A 19,017-nucleotide genomic window follows, 5' to 3' on the forward strand; every position below is an offset into this window, starting at 1 on the left:
GCAATTTAAATTGGTATTTTGGCGCAGGCTTTGTTATTCAGTTTACCTTGTAATTAAAGGTACACAGGAGAAGAGTAAATGAGATGTATTTTTCAACTTATGGTTGTGACATTCATATTAGTTGGTTGTTCATCGATAACGAGTAAAAAACCAGCACCTGTTATTACAATCGAACCGACTGAGCCTACCGAACAACCAACAACACCAACGTCTCCAGATACTGTACTGCAGCTACCAAAGGTAAAAACAGTAGATTGGTCAACAGCCGTGATTCCTTTAGCCCATCAATTGGTACAAGCTCAAGGGGTTGAGTCAGGCAAGGTGTTATTAATTGATTCAATAAAAAATAATACCAATATGTCAATTCAATCAATGCAAGCAACCGATGCGATTATTGAGGCGGTTAATAACCAAAATGTATTCAAATTAGTTCCACAAGATGTGGTGGCAAATGCACGTAAAGCACTGGGCTTATCTCAGGAAGACAGTTTAGTTACGCGGAGTAAGGCTATTGGCCTAGCGCGTTATGTGCAAGCTGACTATGTGCTTTATTCGGTCATTTCGGGCAATCAACAGCAAAGTGAAATTGAAATGCAGCTAATGGCAGCACAAACGGGTGAGATCCTCTGGTCGGGATCAAATCGCATTGAATAAAAAGAAAACACTTATTAACTTGTTATTACAAAAATATCCAGCAATAACTAGTGATAAGTGGCGAATTAAGGCGTTATCAGGAGCGAGCGGTGGAAGTTTTTACGCTGAAGCAACTGCCAATATTAAATTGATTGCGCGTTTTGCCGGAAAAGATCAGCGTTTATTAGGTATTAACCGGCAAAAAGAGCGTAAAATATTACACCAGCTTACTCAATTTGTTGCTGCTCCGAAGGTACTGGGAGCTGATAATGACTGGTTACTATTAGAATGGATGGAAGGTAAGGCAGTTATTGATACCGCATATTCTTTACTGGAATTATATCAACCATTAAGTCGGATACTTGCATCATTACATTCATCTCCATTATCTGGTTATTCACTGCATCTGAAACAACATTTAGCCAGTTACTGGTATCAAATTGATCGGCGCAGGCTATCAGCTAATTGGTTAAATTTACATCATTTTTTTCAACATGCCTGCCAACCTAAAATCAGTAAAAAAGTACTTGCCCATCTTGATATTCATAATGGAAACGTTTTATTAACTGATAACGGAACTTTAAGACTTTTGGATTGGGAGTATGCCGCTGATTGTGATTTGGCATTTGCACTGGCAACGTTATTCGCGACAAATAGTTGGGATGAAAATGAACAAAGTCAGTTTTTGCAACACTATTGTCAGCAATTGCATGCTTATAATGATTTTTATAAATTAAACCAGCAAGTGCTGTTATGGCAGCCTTGGGATAATTATATGAGAATGATGTGGTATGAAGTCCGATGGATGCAGACAAAAGATCCGCAATACATAGCCCTGGCTCAGCCTATTAGAATATGGTTTGGTTTGATCTGATAATAAATAGTAATTCAAAAAATGTATTAAGAGGATAATTTATGGGGCTAATTATATTAAATCTACAGGGATTTGAATTAGATGCTGAAGAACGTGAAATTCTACAGCATCCGCTGGTTGGCGGTATTATTCTCTTTACGCGCAATTATCATGATCCTGAGCAACTCAGAGAGCTAGTCCGCCGAATTCGCAATGCGACAGATAACCGTTTAATTATTGCTGTGGATCAAGAAGGTGGCCGTGTGCAGCGATTTCGAGACGGATTTACTGCGCTACCTGCGGCCCAATCTTTTGCCATGCTTAATGATCAGTATACGGCGGCTAATCTAGCGGAAGAAGCTGGTTGGTTGATGGCAGCAGAAATGATCGCGATGGATATTGATATTAGTTTCGGCCCTGTACTTGATATTGGACATAATTGTATAGCTATCGGTGATCGCTCTTTTCATCAACAACTGGATATGGCTGTTATTATGGCTGAGCGTTTTATTAAAGGCATGCATACGGCGGGAATGAAAACAACAGGTAAACATTTTCCCGGCCATGGTGCAGTTAGTAGTGATTCACATAAAGAAACACCGATTGATGATCGCCCGTTAACCATTATCCGCGCACATGATATGAAAATCTTTAGTTATTTTATTCAACGTCGTTTACTTGATGGCATTATGCCAGCTCATATCATCTATACTCAAATTGACGAACGACCGGCGAGTGCTTCGGCTTATTGGTTGAAGTCAGTTTTGCGCCAACAGCTAGGATTTAGCGGGACAATATTTTCTGATGATCTCTCGATGGAGGGAGCGGCGATGATGGGAGGATATCCTGAACGGGCACAGGCAGCACTTAATGCCGGCTGTGATAGGCTGCTTATTTGCAATAATCGTATGGGGGCGATTAGTGTATTAGATAGTTTACCAAACGCAAAATATAACCAAACGGTAGAGCTTTATCATGATGCGCAGCAATACTCTTTAGCTGAATTACAAAAAACATCACGCTGGCAAGCGGCGAATCTAGCATTAACGTCCTTGAGTGAAAAATGGCAGAGGCAGTTATGATTATTTATTTACATGGTTTTGATTCAAATAGTCCAGGAAATCACGAAAAAATCATGCAATTACAATTTATTGATCCGGATGTGCGTCTTATCAGTTACAGTACACTATATCCACGGCATGATATGCAACACTTACTTAAGGAAGTCGATAAAAATATTCAAAATATTAATCAAACACCAATTTTAATTTGTGGTGTGGGCTTAGGTGGTTTTTGGGCTGAACGGATAGGATTTTTGTGTAATATAAAACAATTGATGATTAACCCCAATCTATTTCCTTATGAAAATATGATAGGAAAAATTACCCGACCGGAAGAGTATTTAGACATCATGACCAAATGTGTGGATAATTTTCGCCAAAAGAACAAACATAACTGTTTGCTAATATTATCTCGCCATGATGAACTTATTGATAGCCAAATAAGCGCTAATATTTTAAAACATTATTATCCTATAATTTGGGATGAAAAACAAAATCATAAATTTAAAGATTTGTCATGTCATCTAACCAAAATTAAATCATTTTATTATTAAATCTTATATTCTAATAACGTCATTTCTTTATTTAAAAAATATAATTTATCATATTTAAAATGATTGCTATTATAAAAATAACAGCATGAAGAATATATTATTTAATTAACTCTATTTTATATATAGTCATAATTTCCCACCAAATTTTTATAGTTGATAACAAATGATTATTCACTTTTATTTTAGCCAAGAGTTTGTTATTAATAACGCCTAAAATTTAAATAAAAAATAATGATATATAAGGTGATTTATTATGCCAAATATTATGAAGTATTTTTTTGATATTAGTTTTTCGCAAGATGATTATATTTATAATGAATTTGAAGATAAACTATTATTTATTTTTAATAAATTTGTTGCGACTAATGATAGCAATATTACTGAAGGGATCACCGGATTATGTGCAGCACTTAGTGCTGAATATTTAACGCATGTACGTCAAGGGGGGTTAGAACAAGGTAAACATTATTTGGAGAGTATCAAAATTTTGACAAAAATCTTAGATGAAGAGATATATTCTCATACTTCCCCTTATTTGAAGGCCAACTTACAAGCGAAAAAACTTCATGCCCAAGAAAAAATTAATTGTTTATTAATTGATTTAGCAAATCGACAACGAGCATCATTTGATATGTTAGATATTGCTAGTTATGAACCAGCCTATTGGTATTGGCCGAAAAAAGAATCTACGGAAACATTAGCTAATTATATTGAAAAAGTGAGTGAATATGAAAATAACGTCCAAATTTTATATAAAGATAGATTCTGGTTTAAAGAATTTTTTCTTGAAACAGCACTCCAGGTTGATAATGAAAGTTATACTACCGAAGAAGTTAAATTTTTTGCTAATAATGCCCTTATCGCGCTTAAGAAAAAATATTTTGAAAAATATATTAATTATTACAATCAGCGAGGATTAAAGACCATTAATAATAGCCAAAAATACATTTTAAATGAGATTAATTTTGATGAATTTATTAAAACAAGTATAGATATTGAAGATATAGATAAAAATAAATAAATACAGTATGATTTGGCAACTGATCAGTATCGAGTTATCTATGGTGATATGGATAAAGTGGCTGGCAAAAAAACGCGTTGGCTACTCGTCGGCCATGGCCGTTTAGATAAGCAGAGCAACCAACGACTGTTTGCTAATAAGCATGCTTATGACATTGTTGATAAATTAAAAAAATTAAAAGAAACATTATTAGTTAGCAATGAGCCAGAAAAAATTGTTTTGTTAGGTTGTAAACTAGGCCAGGATAATTTTGCTTTAAATATCAGTCAGGAATTTTGGCACAAAGGTTTTAGCGCAACTGTAGTGGCCTACACCAAAGATTTATACATTAGTGATAGTGGCCGTAAACAAGTTTATTTGGATGGTGAACAACATAAACAGCCGGCTAAATATTATAAGAATCGATATATAAAAGATAGTGCTAGTGGTGAAATAACGATTAATGGCGAAGCTTTAATATTATCTCTTTTACGGGAAATAAATTTAGCTGATATTTCTTTACCAAAGGCAGTAAATCGTTATCGTGACTACCTTAATCAATATTTTTATTATCCTAATGGCGAGCTGGATTTAGATTTGCTTAAAACGGTTGCTTACGATGGTGAAGCTTATCAAATTTTTATTGATAATTTTACCAGCGATGAAAGAATAAGCAATAATTACGATATTGGTGTATTAATTGATAATTTACATAAAAAAAATATTTATAATGTCCCTTTATGGTCAAAAGTTAATGCTGCTAATATAACTGCGGGATCATCACAAATATTAAATGAAAATGGCGCACAAATAATATTTCGTTTTTCTGGTGATAAAATATTTCGTCAGCAAGCTGAATTATTAGCTCAACAGTTACCAGAAAATACGTTTATTTTTCAGGTTGATAAATATACAAATACAGCGATTATAGAGTATGGTGAATTAAATAAATTAAATAATACTGAAATTAAAAAATGGATCTTATTAGGTAATATTGTTAACTACGATGAGCAATCTTTATTTGAAGGGCTATTATCAGCCAAATTAGTTGATGTTCTTGGCGAAATAAAGCTATTTTGGGTTTAAATATTCCGGCAGAAGTCTGTTTTTTCTCTCAACAAGGGCTAGGTAAATTGGCTAACCCTTATGATCCAAGTGGTATGGCAAGTGAAACCGTAATCAATTTGGCAGGAAGAGCGATAAATAGTACAGTAATCACCTACCAAAATGAAAGCAATAGCTTACTGTCATTATCGTCGGATGAGTTGCATCAATATAATGTATTAACACCCAACCCGCAAAAATTAAGTCGATTTGATTATAATATTGATACTAAGCAGCTTTATTTTAATAATATACCTATTGAACAATATTTGTTAATGGATATTGTCATAAATAAAATAGATTTGAATAAAAATAGCCATAAATATAGTTATCATTTACAAGGTTATTTAATGGATAAAAATGATCAATTAGATATTAATAAAATAAATCAGATTAAATATGATCCTATTATAAACAGAAAAGTAAATAGTTATTTTTAACAGAATAAATATATTGGTGTTAATGCGTTAATTGAATGGCGTAATTTATTTTTGAATAATCAGTTGCCGACGATACAACAGCAGGCATACGATATTAAAATATTATTAGAGAATATTGCTTATCGACCTCAGATTATTCATTATTTAAGTAATTATTCAAATTATTTATTATCACAATTATTTTTCTACCCTAATGGAACGATAAATATGGCAAAAATAATGATGTTAATTCAGGATCATACATCATTAGAAAATTTAAAAATATCGTTAATGGAACTAGCCAGTATAGATAGACGCAGTAGCCTCAGTAAGTTAACTTTAAAACAGGAATTAGTTAAAAGTCAACAATGGCATAACCACTATTTAAGTAATATAATAAGTTTAGCGAATAGAATTGATAAAAAATCGATTCCAACTTTTGATATAACCATAAATCCGATATCGCATGCTTTTTATTATGAAAAAAGTAATCGATTAGAGAAAAACTTATCATTATTTTATGCTTATAATGAAAATAATACTGCTAGATTAAGTGAATTATTACAATATCATCATAGTTTATTAGCATTCTCTAACCAGCGGTTATTAACCGACCAAGAGCAGCAGTTTTTAGCAGCTTTGAATAATGTATTTAATAGTTTTGACTTTCTTCTTTCACAAAAAAAATAGTTGAGAAAAAAGATATCAATGAATTAGCAAATTTACCAATTGGCAGATATCAACTGGTTATTGACGATTATATTTTTACTATTTTAATTCAAAGCAAAATTAATGATTACTATCAAGCTAAAATATTTGATCCAAGAATGGGAGAAATAAAATTAAATACAGTCAGTAAAGAAGATGCCTATAAAGATATTAAAGCTTTTATAACTGTGTATCTTGATGATCAAATTATTATTGACAATGAAAAATTTTATCGTTATGAAACATTAGGCATCAAAAAAAATAACTATAATAATTATGATGTAAAATTATATGAAATAAAAAATGATGCAATATTAAATTATAAATTAGAAAAATTAATAGATTATTTACCAATAAAAGAACATCAACCTGAGGGGCATATTTTAGTCCAGATAGATGGTATTGATATTCCACTTGCTATATTGCAACAAACTGGAGCCTATGTAGAAGATAAAAAACTCTCCTTATTAACAATTAGAAATGTTCCAGATTGGCAGAAAAAAATACGATTTGATGTGGTAGCATTGAATGATTATCTTAGTTTTTACCATGCAAGAGCAAATGACATAAATATTATCAAGCTATTAAAAGAAAGAATTAATTCAGTCAGTAACTACACAGAACTATTTATGGAGTAGTTAACTGAAATTAAAATCATTATTTATCAGACAGATACAAGGTTATTGTCACTATAATTCACAATTTGCTTACTATATTTTTTTAAATCTCAATCCAACTATTGTTTCTATCATCTTGATACTTAGCTGTCATTTCTGCTGACTTATGGCCTAATAATTTACGAGTAAATTCGCTTCCATTTTTTTCTGTATACAATCTTGCTGACAAACTCCTTATCTCATGAAAAGATGGAGGCGAGCCGTCCCATGCTAATTTTGTTTTATCCCTAAATTTTGTAAATTCGGTTGATATTCTTACTGCTGTAATTTGTTTTTTATTTTTTGTGATAACAAAGTCAGCTACATGATTAATGTTCTTCAAAATATTGATTAATTTTGTAGACTCAATTTCAAGATCCAATGGAATTGCTATTTTAGTTTCGGTTTTTTGTTGAACAATCCATAGTTTCCCATCATATATATCTTTCCATTTCATTTTTGCAATATCAGATACTCTTTGCCCCGTAACTAAAGCAAGTTTCATTGCTTGACTCAACCAATGATGATCGTCATTTATTAAACTCAAAATAGTATTAAAGTCATCAAGAGACAACCTTGCTCTCTGAACTTTGATTTTTGGTGTTTTTGTTAGTTCTGCAGGATTTAATTGTACTAAACCACTAGCTAATGCTTCCTTGAAGCAGTCAATCAAAGATACTCTCAATATTTTTGCTGTTGTTATTTTTCCTTCACGAATAAAGGTATGAAGAAAATCCGCAATATTTTTTGTGGTTATGTTTTGTATCGGCGTATCAATGAATCCTTTTCTGATTACACCTATTCTCTGTCGATAGTCTTTTAATGTTTTCTCTCTTAATCCTCTTGTTTTCAATATATCTTCATATCTTTCTAAAAACTCATGAAAATAGACATTTCCCTGTCCATCGATCCTTTCTGTTAGAGGTTTTATTTTCTCTGTATTGAGCAATAACTGATTCGCACTGATAGCCTCGTTAATTGCATAGGCTTTGTTTCTACCCAAACCGTATTCCTTCCGGGTACGTGGGTCTCTATAGGAATAATACCCTTTTCTTTTGTACAGGTTAGGGGGCAAATCCCGATTTTTTATTTTCCTGATTCTGGTCATGACCTATCCTTTGCAGCAACATACTTTGATGGCTAACTTCGTTAATGCCGTTAACTTTGGTTGCATATTCTTCAACTAAATATTCCCTTCCATCCTTGATCGGGGGGAGGTTGGATTAGCCCATTTCTAACCCAACCTCTGACGGTATCCATTCGGCGAGGTCTGTCCCTCCTTGCATTCCATTCCGCTAAAGTAATCATGTTTATTTATCCTCATTCAAAAACTCACACTATTCTCAGGCGCTTCATTGCCCCACATATCCCACCCATGCACTTTGTCGCGAGCAAAAAGTTCGATACGTTTCACATCACCGTAGAGCTTCTCTAATCGGTAATGGACTTCCTTAGGTTTTTGGCTATGTTCACCGAGACAGGCGTAGATAACCTGTTTGATGGAAGCGTCCTTGCGTTCTAGTCCTTTCCCCTTGATGGCAATTAAGCAATCTTCTGAATTACTGCGGGTATAATTACCGCCATTCATGCGTGTTTCAGCATTGAGTAATGCCAGAAAGTCATCAGCATCAGACAGCTTGGCTTTTTCGATAGCTTTAGAAATCCGCTCTTTGGCTAACTTATTCAACTTGACCCAAGTAAATCCCTTCATGGTTTTGACTTTAAATCCCCATGCCTCCGCTAGTCGGATAGCTTCCAGCGCAAAGTTCCCCGTGTACCACATGCAGAGTACGGAGTTATCATTAACGATGGTTTCTATGGGTAATCGGGTGAGGGCGTAAAAGTCAGTGGTGTTGTAGTGATTGTGTGCTGCGCCGTTTGATGCTTTGTTTTGGTATTGCCAGGGTGGGTCTGCGAGTATCAGGTCATACTTCACTTCATCTCCTAAACATACCAACTTTACTTTTATGCAAGTCGTCTATTTTTTCTAACACAGTGATTTTATTACCGCCATTTCCGGTTAATGTTCCACTTTCTCCATCGATATCAAATTGATATATCAATCCTTTGTTTGTTAATTTCTTCTCCCGCAACCTGATTATTGTCATCATCTCACCATGATAAATAACCTGCATCCCTGCTTTGACATGATGTAACGTTGTTCTGTATTCATGGATGTTATTCATAGTATTTCTCCGGTTATTGATTACATGAATGTAAATTTTGATCAAAATTTGATTAAATTCAATTATTTATGGTAGTATTGTTTCTGTTGTGTGTTGGTTAACAGCAACATTTCAGCAACATTTTCCCTGGTGTTGGCCAGCCTTGCGCTGGTCTTTTTTAAAGTTGCTCGGAAATACCAAATAGCGGTTGATTTCTTGAGTAATTGCTAGTGAACCATGACAGGTAATGGTATACCTTCATCTTGCAGCATCTTTAAATAGTCTTCATGGAGCGTTGTCAGACTTTCACGACCAAAATCAGATAAAATCATCCCGTCTTCAGGTGTAGTCGTAATAAAACCGTTATACATCCTGATGGCCATTTCCAGCCCTTGCTCTCTGCCATACTTCTCAATAGCAATGCTTTCAACATGATTAGCTAAAGCAAAGCGTTCAGCCGCAGGGTAAATGGTTATTGATGATGTGTCGTTCGCGTAAAGCGCCGCAATATCGATGCTACCCTCCTCATTTTGAACTTCAACTATCCCGTTCTTTTTGGTTTGCTCGATAATAAAGCAAGTGGCCACTATCCAGCGCCAAATACTTACACGTTGGTCTACGGTGGGTGAAAAGTAATTATGCTCCCATCCCTTGGATATGGCTCCTACAAGCGTGCATCCAGATTTTAAATCGTTATCAAATTTACCAGAGTCGAGCATATTGATAGCATCGGCATAAGTGAAACATCCTTGTTTCTCGTTAAAAATACCGGTTGATATCGGCACAAAATCAGTCATTATTTAGTTTCCTATTCTGAAATAGCAAAGCGCCCCATTTTGGGATGATACCACTGACTGCCACGTTTCTCAGCCTGAAGCATCATGTTATGCCGTGCACTTCTAAAGGCTGCTTCATCAACCACTGACATTTGGGTAATTTAGCCGCCTGGCGCAACATGGGGCACTTTTTTGCAAGGCACATTCCACGCCATGACTAATTGCCGACATTTCGCATCACTCAAGCCATACTTTGTTTTCAGATAGCTATAGCCTTGGAAACCGGCTGGGATAGTGCCTTGTTTGATATGTTCGATTTCTTCTGAGACTTGCTCTACCTGATGTTCAATACTCTCTAACCGACGCTCCTGTGCAACGTTAGCTAATGCCATTGCCGCGATAATTTCATTGGCGCTTTGTGGTTTACTTTGCTGCTCCAGTTTATCAATTAGCGAGCGGCGAACCGCTTTAGATTCACGGGCGGCAACGCGGAGGGCTTGCTTAAGCGTCATTTCGATAATTTCAATATCAGCGCCGTTTTTTTGACCTACAAAAATTTTGTAGGTCTCTCCTTCAAGTTCATCTTTAATGCGATCAATAAAGACGTTATTTCTAATAGGTGATTCACCATATTCTTTTCGTGTTTCGTTAACCATGAACAGTAATTGTTGCGAGTCTATTGTTTCACTGTTAGGAAGCATAACATTTTGTATATTTATTAAATTTTTCATGTAGTTATCCTTCAATATTAAAATTGATGAATGAGTATTAATTAAGTGGAATAAGCTAGGTGGGGTAATGACTTCTTGTTTTGTGACTATTTCTTCAATGTGTCGAGGAATACCCCCAAATAAACCATAAGAGCTGGCACTAGCATGATGCTAATAACCAGTAGCTCTTGCCCGCCTAAATGGATATTGCCTAATTCGCCACGTTTAAACCTGATTTGCGGGTCAATGACGGCATCGGCATGTGCAAGATGTCCCACTATCAGTTCGAAGGCAAACGCTGCGCTGATAAACAATAATGTCGTGATTAGTAATTTGATGATGTTAAGTTTCATGGTTGAACCTCCGATATAATTAGCTTATTTCTTAACGCAAATCGCTTTGGCGTTGATATCCTTGAAAGTTTCAAATTCCCACTCAAACTGTTTAGCGGCGAATTGACACATGTTTTCAGTGTCAAATTCCTGAGATGAAGGCTGGCTACGTTACTTGATGCGTAAGGGCTGGCGTACATGGCTAAGATTAAAATCCACATGGTGATTTCTCCTGCGTCTAAAAAGGGGTAAACTCATTATTTACTTGTTCAGTGCTTACTGGCGTATTAGTTGGTCTACGCTCGTCTCTATCTTTCAGAGTGCGTAATAGATTTTTAACAGCTTGAGCGGGTTTGTTTTCAACTTTTTCTAAAAGCGTTTGCCCCGTGTTTGCTACAAATGGCATACGGATATCAAAGCTGTAACTTTCATCACCATTTTTCTTTGTTCTCAGAATTTTTTGTAAAACAAGTCCTACTTTCTTGCCATGAAATTCTGGTGCAACTAGGTTATTGTTGTGAACAACCGAGGTGACTCGCTGAATACCGACGCATCCCATAATGGCATTGACCATATTCTGACCAAAATTGTTGACTGTGCCGTCATTTTTCTTACAACAAATACTCAGATAGTTAACTTTTTTCCCATCCTCAGATTCACCCGAGAATTCAATAAACTCTGCGCCTCCTTCGCTTCTTGTTAATTTAGCCTCCGTAATAGTGATTACATATGCGCCTGTTTCATTAATGAAGCCTCCCTGATAAGCAGCAAGGGCGGATTCTTCTGTATAAGTAAAAATAACGTTGTGATTCATACTTTATTTTCCTCTTGTTGTGGCGTGATGCCATAATAGTTGCAGATAACTTTATCTATCTCGTTCAGGTCATTCTCAATGAGTTGAGAATCAAACATTCCCATAGGGCTTTTGCAGCAATCACTGCCATTTGATTGAGTTGAGAAAGAGTAAGAGCCGTTTGATACATGTGTTCGCAAAACGATAGTAAAATACCCTTCGGGTACGAGTGTTGAGTCAACTAATTTACCGACCGTTTTCATCCGAACGCTGCCGAAGTCATCGGTTTGAGTGTGAGACAAGATGTAAACACGCCGACGCGCTGAACCCTCGCCAGCAGCTCTAAACACATCCCAGGCATTCTTACCAATAGATGTGAATTTGTCATACCCTCTTTCATTGCACTTTGCCATGAGTTCGTTAACCATCACAGCCTGATAGTCATCAATAACAATAATTTCATGTGGCGCTTTTTTAAGAACGGCTACGATATTATCGGTTTGGTCAGTACGATATACATTGCCATCAGGGTTAGCGCTATTTCTTAATTTCCATTGTTTAGTGGGAAATGGCAGCGGTTTATTTATGCATTGAACGATTAACGTTTTACTTGTATTAAGATTTCTTAAGCTGGTACTTTTTCCTGTTCCTGACTCACCTAATATTAATGTTGCTGTTCCCATATCTAATCACCTCTGATTTTTCCACCGAACGGTCCATCTCTTAGTTCTTGACCAATGAAAGGGTTGTATTTTTTATTTTCTGTATTTATCGGTTGGTAATTTGTCGATGTTTTGGTTATTAGTTTTTCTATTTCTTTTGCTTCTTTATCGTACATTTCCATTGCTTGACGTTTTTCTTTCATTGACGGCGATAAGGGTTCTTTACCTTGTTTGATAACCTCTATTTGTTGCATTGCATAAGCAATAGCTTCCTCTTTCGACTTACATCTCTTATCATCAGTCAATCGTGGCATTTTCATGTAAAATCTCCTCGAAAATCCTGCCAGCTGATAGGGACGTTTTGTTGTCCAAGCACTTCACGTTGATGTTCATATTTGTTATGCTCCTTAAGCTCATTGCTTTTTCTTTGCTCCTTGAGCAACTGAGTCAATTCAAATAAAGTCATGGGTTATTCCTATCTTGCTAACAGTAAAACGAGGCTTGCCAACGCGATGATTAGCAAGGTGGGGATAATTTTTATGGATTCTTTCCGAGAGAAGCTGTCACTATTTAAGATATAGCGAAGCTCCTGCTGTTTAAGCTGGTTCATGTTTTTAAACCTTAATTGATATTTAGATGTGATTAATTTGTAGAATCCGGTCTTTATTCGTCCGTTTTCTTTGATTGATATTTGAGTAATGCCTGTGTTGCTCTGCGGCGGCGGCGATGTGCATATAGAGTTCACGCTTTTTCTTCATTAACGCTCTATAGTGAGGCTTTGTATATTTGATGACCCCTTCGTATTCCGGTTTTTCTGGGCTAAGTGAACCACAATTCGCTCTAGGGTCACCATTTTTGAGTAAATATTGGCGTATAGCAGAATGATAAATATCTTTCAGCGTCACAATGGATTTTTCACAGGTAAAAATATCTTTGGATGCCGCAATGATACGAGCAATAATAACGTCCTGATTCATCGTCATCTTATGCCACCTGACTATATTTGTCGTGGGTGAATTCACCGTTCCAGTCTTTCTTCATTGGTAGCTTACCTTTGAGGTATTGGTTATATAGCCATGCAGCGCCTTTTTTTAGCAGAACAACTTTGTAACACTGGCGTTGCCCGTAATCGTTTGTCATGATAAAAGGTGATTCGGTTAGATACGTATCTCTCGCATAGGAGTGAACCCGCCAAACATGGGGCTTGCAGATATCCTTTTCTGCATCGTAGAGAAAATGACGCGATTCTAGAAATAGATTTATCTGGTTGATGTTCACGCCATTAAGTTGTTTGCAAAACTGAACAGGTGACATGCCAACCTGGAACAGGTTTTTAAGACTATCGATTTCGGTTTTTTGCTCTTTGTTAACTAACGACAAGTGTTGAACTTTCTCTGCCATTTCAGCGGCAAGCCGTAGTGCTTCAGGAAGTGTTTGTGGAATAACATGTGTAGCAGTTTTTGCCTGTCTTTCGCATTCAATAAAGTACTGCCTCGCCTGTTTCCCTTTTTCGTTGTGCTCAACCATGGATAGTTCTTTCGCCATATCGAGGGAAATATGATATTCCTTTGCTGGACGGCCTCCATTTGGGGTTTTTGATAAATTTATCAAAAAGTCCTGATGTTCAATAAAACCATATTGTTGAATGCGATCTTTTATCCAATTAGCAAACTCCTGCTTACTTTCCAAAAACGCATGTAAATCACGGGCATTAACCGTTTGGACAGTTTCGCCATTAATACTATTAGTTTCTATTGCAATCAGTTGATGTAATTTTGACATAAAAATATTTCTCCGTAATGAAACGAATGAAGGTATTAACGTGAAAGATTTTGCAGATTGAACCTGAAATCCGTTATACTTACCAAAAAGGAGGATTCCCTATGGGTCAAGTTGCATTTGATACATTAAAATTTGTTGAAACGCTTGAAGGTGCTGGTTTACCTAAAGACCAGGCAAAAGCTATATCTCTGGCTGTTCGTGAATCGCACGAAGCGGTTGATGTAGCGACTAAAGCTGATATTACCGAAGTCAAACGTGATATAGCTGATGTTCGCAAAGACATGGCTGCTCGTTTCGAAAAAAATGAAGCTCAAATAGCCGATGTTCGCAAAGACTTATCTGCTGAGATAGCTGATGCTCGCAAAGACTTATCTGCTGAGATAGCTGATGTTCGCAAAGACTTATCTGCTGAGATAGCTGATGTTCGCAAAGACTTATCTGCTGAGATAGCTGATGTCCGTAAAGACTTATCTGCTGAGATGAATTTACGTTTTGAGAAAACTGATGGTCAGATAGCGTTGATTCGTAAAGACGTTGAAACTATTGCTACTGGATTACTTTTAAAACTTGGTGGTGTAATCGTTGTGACTATTAGTGCTGCAACGGCAATACTGAAATTCTTCTAATTCTTGCACTATAATTATCATTGGGCTGTTAGCTGAATGGTATAGCAGGGGATTTAATTCTTCGGTTGCAGGTTCAAGTCCTGCACAGCCCGCCAATTTCACGATATATCTTCATCAGCCTTCGATTCTCTTTTTTAAGACGCTCATTTTCTTTTGTTAAGCACTGTATAATTTCCTTGAAAGTTCTTGTTTCCATGTCGTCGTCATTCCATATATCAATGCTGCTTAAGTATTTTGCATCGCTCAAATGACGACTACCATTAGTTACTCCAACCAAATTGCCCATATTGGGATGTTTCGCTGTTACAATGCGTGGATTATCGAGTTTCATGAGCAGACTCCTTCTTATTGCGCTGTTTGGTTTAACCAGTCAGGGCGTTCACCTTTACCCAAGTAAAAATCCAGAATGTCAAGTAAACGAGGGTAGAATTCAAGTGCTTTTCTACCGTCCATCCCTGAGATTTCTTCTTTGGTAAATTGCCGCCATTTCTCTACCGAATGATGCTGACATCCAGCACGCAGATATTCTCCATTTGTGATTGTGATTGGATAGGTTTCACCGATGATCATAAATGTAAACTCTGGCAGGTTGGCTCCATATAGGTTGGCTTCAAATAGGTTGGCTCCACGTAGGTCGGCTCCACGTAGGTCGGCTCCACGTAGGTTGGCTCCATATAGGTTGGCTTCACGTAGTTTGGCTCCATATAGGTTGGCTTCAAATAGGTTGGCTCCACGTAGGTCGGCTCCACGTAGGTCGGCTCCACGTAGGTTGGCTCCATATAGGTTGGCTTCACGTAGTTTGGCTCCATATAGGTTGGCTTCAAATAGGTTGGCTCCATATAGGTCGGCTTCAAATAGGTTGGCTCTACACTGGTTGGCTCCATATAGTTTGGCTCCACGTAGTTTGGCTCCATATAGGTTGGCTTCAAATAGGTTGGCTCCATATAGGTCGGCTTCACGTAGTTTGGCTCCATATAGGTTGGCTTCAAATAGGTTGGCCTTAGATCCATCCTCGCCAAGCGACTCTACCCAAACTTTATGTTCATCAAGTATTTTTCTTAATTCATCGCTGTTCATTTTTTACCCTTAATTTCGGCAATAAAAAAGACCTGATTAGGTCTTATACATTTGTGTGAGATAGGATGTATGCCGAGTGCCTCTCGGTGTCCGCTTACAGTCATGACGGACGGGTAAACGCAATCAAACTCTATTTAGCTATTTGAAAGATAATTTATAGTGTTGACTGTCCCACGGGCGCAGAGCCGCATTCACACATCCTTGAATTTATTAGTTGCCTGTCTTTTCACCACATCAGGCTCGGTGGTTTCTCCTGTACCCCTACAGGGAGATATGAGCTAAAATAATCTCACCCTTACAGAGTGAGAAAATTAAGCCTATGAACAACACTTGGTGGCAGGAATTTGTTCGTTTCTTCCTGCAAGGAATAACACTAAACCGATTGATTTATATGCTTATTATCTTGATAATATTAATAATTATTACACCAACACAGATAAAAGAATGGATAAATTTTTACAATCCTGAAATTATTCCAAATTATTGGATGTACTACATTCTATTATTTTGTGTTAGTTATGTTATGTCTTCCATTCTCGGCGCCACCTACAATTTTATAAAGCCTTTTTATTACTCACTGTTAAATTGGATATATAAGCGTAAAGCCGAAAAATATATAGACCAATTAACGGATGATGAGAAAGACTTTATTTGTCTGTTTTTAGATTTGAAGTACCCAGTAAATAAATTCAATAGGAATAACCCGCTGATAGAAACATTGGTTCAAAAAGGGATCCTGATTGATTTGGGCACATTAGCCTATCAGCAAGATAAAAATCAGTATAAAATTAATGAGTATTATTCCTCTTTGATTATAATAAAGCTTTCATCTAGATGGGATTAAACTTTAATTAAATACAAATCTGGATTTTATTATTGTTCATTTTTTGACTTCTCACGCTGCTCTATAATATATTCAGCTAGCCTTAGAAATTGTTCTTCAGGCATTTTAATATTTGCAATTGTTTCTCTTGTCAGTCTGGTATTTTCATCATCGATCCATTCTATTACATGCTTAAAAAATGATATTGAGCCAATTCTATTCTTAGTGTCACCGAAAGATGAATAGCCAAAGTGATCAGCGTATTGGCTGATGCAATCAGCACTTTCTTTGAATATAATTCTTTTATCTTCGCAATCGATGGTCATTTTTTATCCCCTTAAATTTCCCATTTGAACCTGTTATTGCAATGAAAGATTGCAAATATGATTTAATTGCCTGCTTTTAACCACGTCAGGCAAGGTGGTTTCATCGTTCCCCAACGAATGAAATCATGTATAATCAATTCACCCCAACGAATTGAGAATAATTAATGGAGCTTTTAGCGATCATTGGTCGTGTTATTAATAGCGAACCTCTGGAGAGGGTTATGTGGTTTGTCATTATTTGGGTTTCACTATTAATGCTCAGCCCTGAATCTTGGGGACAGAGTGTTAATGCAAAGATTGGAATACCTCATGTTTGGCATGTGTTTGTTTTTGCGCTTTCTTTTGTGCTTGCCCTTAATACACAAAGAGTGGTCAAGTTATTTAGAATGGAATTAGCTTTAATTATAGATAATAGAAAACTGGCTAACCATAAAAATAAGATTGCTTTTCAAATAGCTAATCTTTCATATGAAGAAAAAACCTATTTGGCAATGTTTGTAGATACCCGTAAAAAATTTTTAGGCGGTAACCGTGGAGATTTGATAATTAACTCATTAATTGAAAAAAACATTATCTACGATGTTACAAAACATTTAAGTACAAGATATTCAGATTACTTTACAATTAATCCAGAATATTTTCACGAGTGCGCCAAGCAGCTTACCTGTTTCTTTGATGAAAAGAAAAAATAAAGAAAAAACTCCACGATATACAATCGGAAAATACAAAGTTACTTGAGGCTATTAACGAGAAACAAGAGTCTATACTGCTCCTTGAGCAATCTCTCGCTGAAGCACAGGCAAAAATGCTGACAAAGATAAATGGGCTTCTGAGTCTCTTGAGTATGAAGCATGGAGCCTGATGACTGGAACGACTTTCTATCGCAAGAAGCTTTCTTCTGATTCCATTGGAAAATATTCCTATTTTTGTGCTAATCGTTGACCTCCTCCTCGCCCTAAAGTACGAGGAGGAGGTCAAACGGTAATTAGATCTTCATCGGCATAATGATTACGGACACGTTCTCGCTTAATTCGACAATTGATGCATTGTCATTACCGTTAGGTTTAATTTTTATTGATTGGTATTTGGGGTTATAAATCTTGGCGACTTTCTGTATATCTGCGAGATAACTCGCATTAAAGCCAATGATTGAAACAGGTTTATTTTCCTTTGGTATCACTTGCTCTATGTTAGGATATTCCCCGTCAATAACCTCACAGATTGCTGCACCAACACGTAATTCATCTTCATCAAAATAAGTCACAATTCCAGAGTGGGTATCAATTTGTGCCTTGTCAAAGCGAGTAAATTTTGCGCCTTTAATTGAAATAATCACGCTTTCATGTAGCGATTCAGTCTCATGCTCGCCAATAAAAACTCGATAACCGTCAGTCGAATAAAGTTTATTGTCAGGGGCAAAACAAATGCCGTTAAGATAATATCTGACATCACATTTAGCCTGAAAAATCATTGCACTGAGAAGCGCTTTTTTATCTACCGTCAAAATCATTTTAACCCCTTTAGCAATTAGCAGTTAGCGGTGACTCCAAAATTAGACTTAGGTTTATTGTTAAACTTTTTAGCGCTGTACAAAGCTACTTTAGGCAAGCAGCAATTATCGAATGCGTCATAAACTTTAGTAGGACGAATTGATATAGCTTTTTCTACACGATTTATCACTTTTCTTTTTAGTGAAAGAATAGGGCGTTTAGTGTTTGGCGTTGTTTGTTGCTGAGAGGGTTTAGATGGATTTAACGCTGCTTTTAATGCCATATTAAGCGCTTTGTTATAGTGATAGGCTGCTTGCTTGGCGCTTCTACGCTCATGTCGACGACGGCGAGCATTATCATAACCATGAAAGTTACACATATGACCTCCTGACAATGGGTTTTGGTGGTGTGTGATAAAGCTAACAAGTCAAATTTACAGTCATATTAATAGTGCCCTGGTGTTGGTT

General features: G+C 36.3%; 31 protein-coding genes. 12 read left to right on the forward strand and 19 right to left on the reverse strand.

Translation table 11 applies throughout. The features are described 5' to 3' along the window. The first annotated feature begins 78 nt into the window (after positions 1-78). From lpoB to AACL31_RS18775, 9 genes are all read left to right on the forward strand, one after another. A complete protein-coding gene (gene lpoB / locus AACL31_RS18735) occupies positions 79-654 on the forward strand; it encodes a penicillin-binding protein activator LpoB (RefSeq protein WP_310512599.1) in 576 nt (191 codons plus the stop codon). Continuing rightward, positions 647-1,507 (forward strand): phosphotransferase, encoded by an 861-nt coding sequence (locus AACL31_RS18740; protein WP_310512598.1) that lies wholly within the window; start codon positions 647-649, stop codon positions 1,505-1,507. Before lpoB ends, AACL31_RS18740 begins: the two co-directional genes overlap by 8 nt. A gap of 41 nt (positions 1,508-1,548) precedes the next feature. After that, the gene (gene nagZ, locus AACL31_RS18745; protein ID WP_310512597.1) at positions 1,549-2,568 is read left to right on the forward strand and encodes a beta-N-acetylhexosaminidase; all 1,020 of its coding nucleotides are present in this window, start codon (positions 1,549-1,551) and stop codon (positions 2,566-2,568) included. After that, on the forward strand, positions 2,565-3,101 hold the full coding sequence (gene ycfP, locus AACL31_RS18750; RefSeq protein ID WP_310512596.1) for an alpha/beta hydrolase YcfP: 537 nt from the start codon (positions 2,565-2,567) through the stop codon (positions 3,099-3,101). Before nagZ ends, ycfP begins: the two co-directional genes overlap by 4 nt. Positions 3,102-3,354: 253 nt before the next feature. Beyond that, positions 3,355-4,122, forward strand: a complete 768-nt coding sequence (locus AACL31_RS18755) for a hypothetical protein (protein WP_310512595.1) — start codon at positions 3,355-3,357, stop codon at positions 4,120-4,122. Positions 4,123-4,134: 12 nt separating this feature from the next. After that, entirely contained in the window at positions 4,135-5,187 is a 1,053-nt protein-coding gene (locus AACL31_RS18760) for a C80 family cysteine peptidase (protein WP_310512594.1), read from the forward strand. 47 nt (positions 5,188-5,234) lie between these two features. After that, complete coding sequence (locus AACL31_RS18765) at positions 5,235-5,645, forward strand: hypothetical protein (RefSeq protein WP_339053506.1); 411 nt, start codon at positions 5,235-5,237, stop codon at positions 5,643-5,645. Between the two features lie 51 nt (positions 5,646-5,696). Further along, entirely contained in the window at positions 5,697-6,314 is a 618-nt protein-coding gene (locus AACL31_RS18770; protein ID WP_310512592.1) for a hypothetical protein, read from the forward strand. A 137-nt stretch (positions 6,315-6,451) separates the two neighbouring features. Next, positions 6,452-6,970: a hypothetical protein gene (locus AACL31_RS18775; RefSeq protein WP_310512591.1), complete on the forward strand. Its 519-nt coding sequence runs from the start codon at positions 6,452-6,454 to the stop codon at positions 6,968-6,970. Positions 6,971-7,052: 82 nt separating this feature from the next. On the opposite strand, the gene AACL31_RS18780 is transcribed toward AACL31_RS18775, so the two are convergent. The 14 genes from AACL31_RS18780 to AACL31_RS18845 form a co-directional block, all read right to left on the reverse strand. Beyond that, entirely contained in the window at positions 7,053-8,096 is a 1,044-nt protein-coding gene (locus AACL31_RS18780; protein WP_339053507.1) for a tyrosine-type recombinase/integrase, read from the reverse strand. Then, a complete protein-coding gene (locus tag AACL31_RS18785; RefSeq protein ID WP_310513676.1) occupies positions 8,053-8,196 on the reverse strand; it encodes a hypothetical protein in 144 nt (47 codons plus the stop codon). Before AACL31_RS18785 ends, AACL31_RS18780 begins: the two co-directional genes overlap by 44 nt. After that, positions 8,168-8,296 carry an excisionase gene (locus AACL31_RS18790; RefSeq protein ID WP_310513673.1) on the reverse strand — a complete coding sequence of 43 codons (129 nt, stop codon included), beginning with the start codon at positions 8,294-8,296 and terminating at the stop codon, positions 8,168-8,170. Before AACL31_RS18790 ends, AACL31_RS18785 begins: the two co-directional genes overlap by 29 nt. Positions 8,297-8,312: 16 nt before the next feature. Further along, the gene (locus AACL31_RS18795) at positions 8,313-8,924 is read right to left on the reverse strand and encodes an MT-A70 family methyltransferase (RefSeq protein WP_339053508.1); all 612 of its coding nucleotides are present in this window, start codon (positions 8,922-8,924) and stop codon (positions 8,313-8,315) included. Between the two features lies 1 nt (position 8,925). Beyond that, on the reverse strand, positions 8,926-9,174 hold the full coding sequence (locus AACL31_RS18800) for a hypothetical protein (protein ID WP_339053509.1): 249 nt from the start codon (positions 9,172-9,174) through the stop codon (positions 8,926-8,928). Between the two features lie 206 nt (positions 9,175-9,380). Beyond that, the gene (locus AACL31_RS18805; RefSeq protein WP_310513203.1) at positions 9,381-9,950 is read right to left on the reverse strand and encodes a hypothetical protein; all 570 of its coding nucleotides are present in this window, start codon (positions 9,948-9,950) and stop codon (positions 9,381-9,383) included. A gap of 140 nt (positions 9,951-10,090) precedes the next feature. Further along, a complete protein-coding gene (locus AACL31_RS18810) occupies positions 10,091-10,660 on the reverse strand; it encodes a hypothetical protein (RefSeq protein WP_339053510.1) in 570 nt (189 codons plus the stop codon). 86 nt (positions 10,661-10,746) lie between these two features. Further along, positions 10,747-10,992, reverse strand: coding sequence for a hypothetical protein (locus tag AACL31_RS18815; RefSeq protein ID WP_339053277.1), 246 nt, complete (start codon positions 10,990-10,992; stop codon positions 10,747-10,749). Between the two features lie 217 nt (positions 10,993-11,209). Beyond that, the gene (locus tag AACL31_RS18820; protein ID WP_310513102.1) at positions 11,210-11,785 is read right to left on the reverse strand and encodes a DUF669 domain-containing protein; all 576 of its coding nucleotides are present in this window, start codon (positions 11,783-11,785) and stop codon (positions 11,210-11,212) included. Then, positions 11,782-12,447: an ATP-binding protein gene (locus tag AACL31_RS18825; protein ID WP_339053511.1), complete on the reverse strand. Its 666-nt coding sequence runs from the start codon at positions 12,445-12,447 to the stop codon at positions 11,782-11,784. The genes AACL31_RS18820 and AACL31_RS18825 overlap by 4 nt, the downstream gene beginning before the upstream one ends. 2 nt (positions 12,448-12,449) lie before the next feature. Then, entirely contained in the window at positions 12,450-12,746 is a 297-nt protein-coding gene (locus tag AACL31_RS18830; RefSeq protein ID WP_310509880.1) for a hypothetical protein, read from the reverse strand. Next, the gene (locus AACL31_RS18835; protein ID WP_290607096.1) at positions 12,743-12,892 is read right to left on the reverse strand and encodes a hypothetical protein; all 150 of its coding nucleotides are present in this window, start codon (positions 12,890-12,892) and stop codon (positions 12,743-12,745) included. Before AACL31_RS18835 ends, AACL31_RS18830 begins: the two co-directional genes overlap by 4 nt. Before the next feature lie 166 nt (positions 12,893-13,058). Continuing rightward, positions 13,059-13,409: a hypothetical protein gene (locus AACL31_RS18840; protein ID WP_339053512.1), complete on the reverse strand. Its 351-nt coding sequence runs from the start codon at positions 13,407-13,409 to the stop codon at positions 13,059-13,061. A gap of 1 nt (position 13,410) precedes the next feature. Beyond that, positions 13,411-14,208, reverse strand: a complete 798-nt coding sequence (locus AACL31_RS18845) for an antA/AntB antirepressor family protein (RefSeq protein ID WP_339053513.1) — start codon at positions 14,206-14,208, stop codon at positions 13,411-13,413. Positions 14,209-14,309: 101 nt separating this feature from the next. Here AACL31_RS18845 and AACL31_RS18850 point away from each other — a divergent pair, with 101 nt between their 5' ends. Beyond that, complete coding sequence (locus AACL31_RS18850; protein ID WP_339053514.1) at positions 14,310-14,834, forward strand: coiled-coil domain-containing protein; 525 nt, start codon at positions 14,310-14,312, stop codon at positions 14,832-14,834. A 73-nt stretch (positions 14,835-14,907) separates the two neighbouring features. Here the strand turns inward: AACL31_RS18850 and AACL31_RS18855 are convergent, their stop codons facing one another. Next, positions 14,908-15,165, reverse strand: coding sequence for a hypothetical protein (locus tag AACL31_RS18855; RefSeq protein WP_310513665.1), 258 nt, complete (start codon positions 15,163-15,165; stop codon positions 14,908-14,910). A gap of 14 nt (positions 15,166-15,179) precedes the next feature. Beyond that, a complete protein-coding gene (locus AACL31_RS18860) occupies positions 15,180-15,911 on the reverse strand; it encodes a pentapeptide repeat-containing protein (RefSeq protein WP_339053515.1) in 732 nt (243 codons plus the stop codon). A 319-nt stretch (positions 15,912-16,230) separates the two neighbouring features. Here AACL31_RS18860 and AACL31_RS18865 point away from each other — a divergent pair, with 319 nt between their 5' ends. After that, positions 16,231-16,755: a super-infection exclusion protein B gene (locus AACL31_RS18865; protein WP_310513160.1), complete on the forward strand. Its 525-nt coding sequence runs from the start codon at positions 16,231-16,233 to the stop codon at positions 16,753-16,755. Between the two features lie 29 nt (positions 16,756-16,784). Here AACL31_RS18865 and AACL31_RS18870 read toward each other — a convergent pair whose 3' ends face one another. Continuing rightward, the gene (locus AACL31_RS18870; RefSeq protein WP_310513159.1) at positions 16,785-17,060 is read right to left on the reverse strand and encodes a hypothetical protein; all 276 of its coding nucleotides are present in this window, start codon (positions 17,058-17,060) and stop codon (positions 16,785-16,787) included. Between the two features lie 164 nt (positions 17,061-17,224). Between AACL31_RS18870 and AACL31_RS18875 the strand changes: the two genes are divergently transcribed. Next, on the forward strand, positions 17,225-17,752 hold the full coding sequence (locus AACL31_RS18875; protein WP_310513158.1) for a super-infection exclusion protein B: 528 nt from the start codon (positions 17,225-17,227) through the stop codon (positions 17,750-17,752). 293 nt (positions 17,753-18,045) lie between these two features. On the opposite strand, the gene AACL31_RS18880 is transcribed toward AACL31_RS18875, so the two are convergent. Further along, a complete protein-coding gene (locus tag AACL31_RS18880) occupies positions 18,046-18,570 on the reverse strand; it encodes a hypothetical protein (protein WP_339053516.1) in 525 nt (174 codons plus the stop codon). A 17-nt stretch (positions 18,571-18,587) separates the two neighbouring features. After that, complete coding sequence (locus AACL31_RS18885; protein ID WP_310513146.1) at positions 18,588-18,929, reverse strand: hypothetical protein; 342 nt, start codon at positions 18,927-18,929, stop codon at positions 18,588-18,590. Positions 18,930-19,017: the final 88 nt, after the last annotated feature.

Origin of the sequence: Arsenophonus endosymbiont of Crataerina pallida (genome assembly GCF_964020125.1) — a bacterium.
GTDB classification, from domain to species: Bacteria; Pseudomonadota; Gammaproteobacteria; order Enterobacterales; family Enterobacteriaceae; genus Arsenophonus; species Arsenophonus nilaparvatae.

Coding starts and splice junctions, on each gene's coding strand:
- lpoB (WP_310512599.1), top strand. CDS start 79: ATGAGATGTATTTTTCAACTTATGGTTGTGACATTCATATTAGTTGGT.
- nagZ (WP_310512597.1), top strand. CDS start 1,549: ATGGGGCTAATTATATTAAATCTACAGGGATTTGAATTAGATGCTGAA.
- ycfP (WP_310512596.1), top strand. CDS start 2,565: ATGATTATTTATTTACATGGTTTTGATTCAAATAGTCCAGGAAATCAC.
- AACL31_RS18755 (WP_310512595.1), top strand. CDS start 3,355: ATGCCAAATATTATGAAGTATTTTTTTGATATTAGTTTTTCGCAAGAT.
- AACL31_RS18775 (WP_310512591.1), top strand. CDS start 6,452: ATGGGAGAAATAAAATTAAATACAGTCAGTAAAGAAGATGCCTATAAA.
- AACL31_RS18780 (WP_339053507.1), bottom strand. CDS start 8,096: ATGACCAGAATCAGGAAAATAAAAAATCGGGATTTGCCCCCTAACCTG.
- AACL31_RS18790 (WP_310513673.1), bottom strand. CDS start 8,296: ATGATTACTTTAGCGGAATGGAATGCAAGGAGGGACAGACCTCGCCGA.
- AACL31_RS18800 (WP_339053509.1), bottom strand. CDS start 9,174: ATGAATAACATCCATGAATACAGAACAACGTTACATCATGTCAAAGCA.
- AACL31_RS18805 (WP_310513203.1), bottom strand. CDS start 9,950: ATGACTGATTTTGTGCCGATATCAACCGGTATTTTTAACGAGAAACAA.
- AACL31_RS18810 (WP_339053510.1), bottom strand. CDS start 10,660: ATGAAAAATTTAATAAATATACAAAATGTTATGCTTCCTAACAGTGAA.
- AACL31_RS18815 (WP_339053277.1), bottom strand. CDS start 10,992: ATGAAACTTAACATCATCAAATTACTAATCACGACATTATTGTTTATC.
- AACL31_RS18820 (WP_310513102.1), bottom strand. CDS start 11,785: ATGAATCACAACGTTATTTTTACTTATACAGAAGAATCCGCCCTTGCT.
- AACL31_RS18825 (WP_339053511.1), bottom strand. CDS start 12,447: ATGGGAACAGCAACATTAATATTAGGTGAGTCAGGAACAGGAAAAAGT.
- AACL31_RS18830 (WP_310509880.1), bottom strand. CDS start 12,746: ATGAAAATGCCACGATTGACTGATGATAAGAGATGTAAGTCGAAAGAG.
- AACL31_RS18835 (WP_290607096.1), bottom strand. CDS start 12,892: ATGACTTTATTTGAATTGACTCAGTTGCTCAAGGAGCAAAGAAAAAGC.
- AACL31_RS18840 (WP_339053512.1), bottom strand. CDS start 13,409: ATGACGATGAATCAGGACGTTATTATTGCTCGTATCATTGCGGCATCC.
- AACL31_RS18845 (WP_339053513.1), bottom strand. CDS start 14,208: ATGTCAAAATTACATCAACTGATTGCAATAGAAACTAATAGTATTAAT.
- AACL31_RS18850 (WP_339053514.1), top strand. CDS start 14,310: ATGGGTCAAGTTGCATTTGATACATTAAAATTTGTTGAAACGCTTGAA.
- AACL31_RS18855 (WP_310513665.1), bottom strand. CDS start 15,165: ATGAAACTCGATAATCCACGCATTGTAACAGCGAAACATCCCAATATG.
- AACL31_RS18860 (WP_339053515.1), bottom strand. CDS start 15,911: ATGAACAGCGATGAATTAAGAAAAATACTTGATGAACATAAAGTTTGG.
- AACL31_RS18865 (WP_310513160.1), top strand. CDS start 16,231: ATGAACAACACTTGGTGGCAGGAATTTGTTCGTTTCTTCCTGCAAGGA.
- AACL31_RS18870 (WP_310513159.1), bottom strand. CDS start 17,060: ATGACCATCGATTGCGAAGATAAAAGAATTATATTCAAAGAAAGTGCT.
- AACL31_RS18875 (WP_310513158.1), top strand. CDS start 17,225: ATGGAGCTTTTAGCGATCATTGGTCGTGTTATTAATAGCGAACCTCTG.
- AACL31_RS18880 (WP_339053516.1), bottom strand. CDS start 18,570: ATGATTTTGACGGTAGATAAAAAAGCGCTTCTCAGTGCAATGATTTTT.
- AACL31_RS18885 (WP_310513146.1), bottom strand. CDS start 18,929: ATGTGTAACTTTCATGGTTATGATAATGCTCGCCGTCGTCGACATGAG.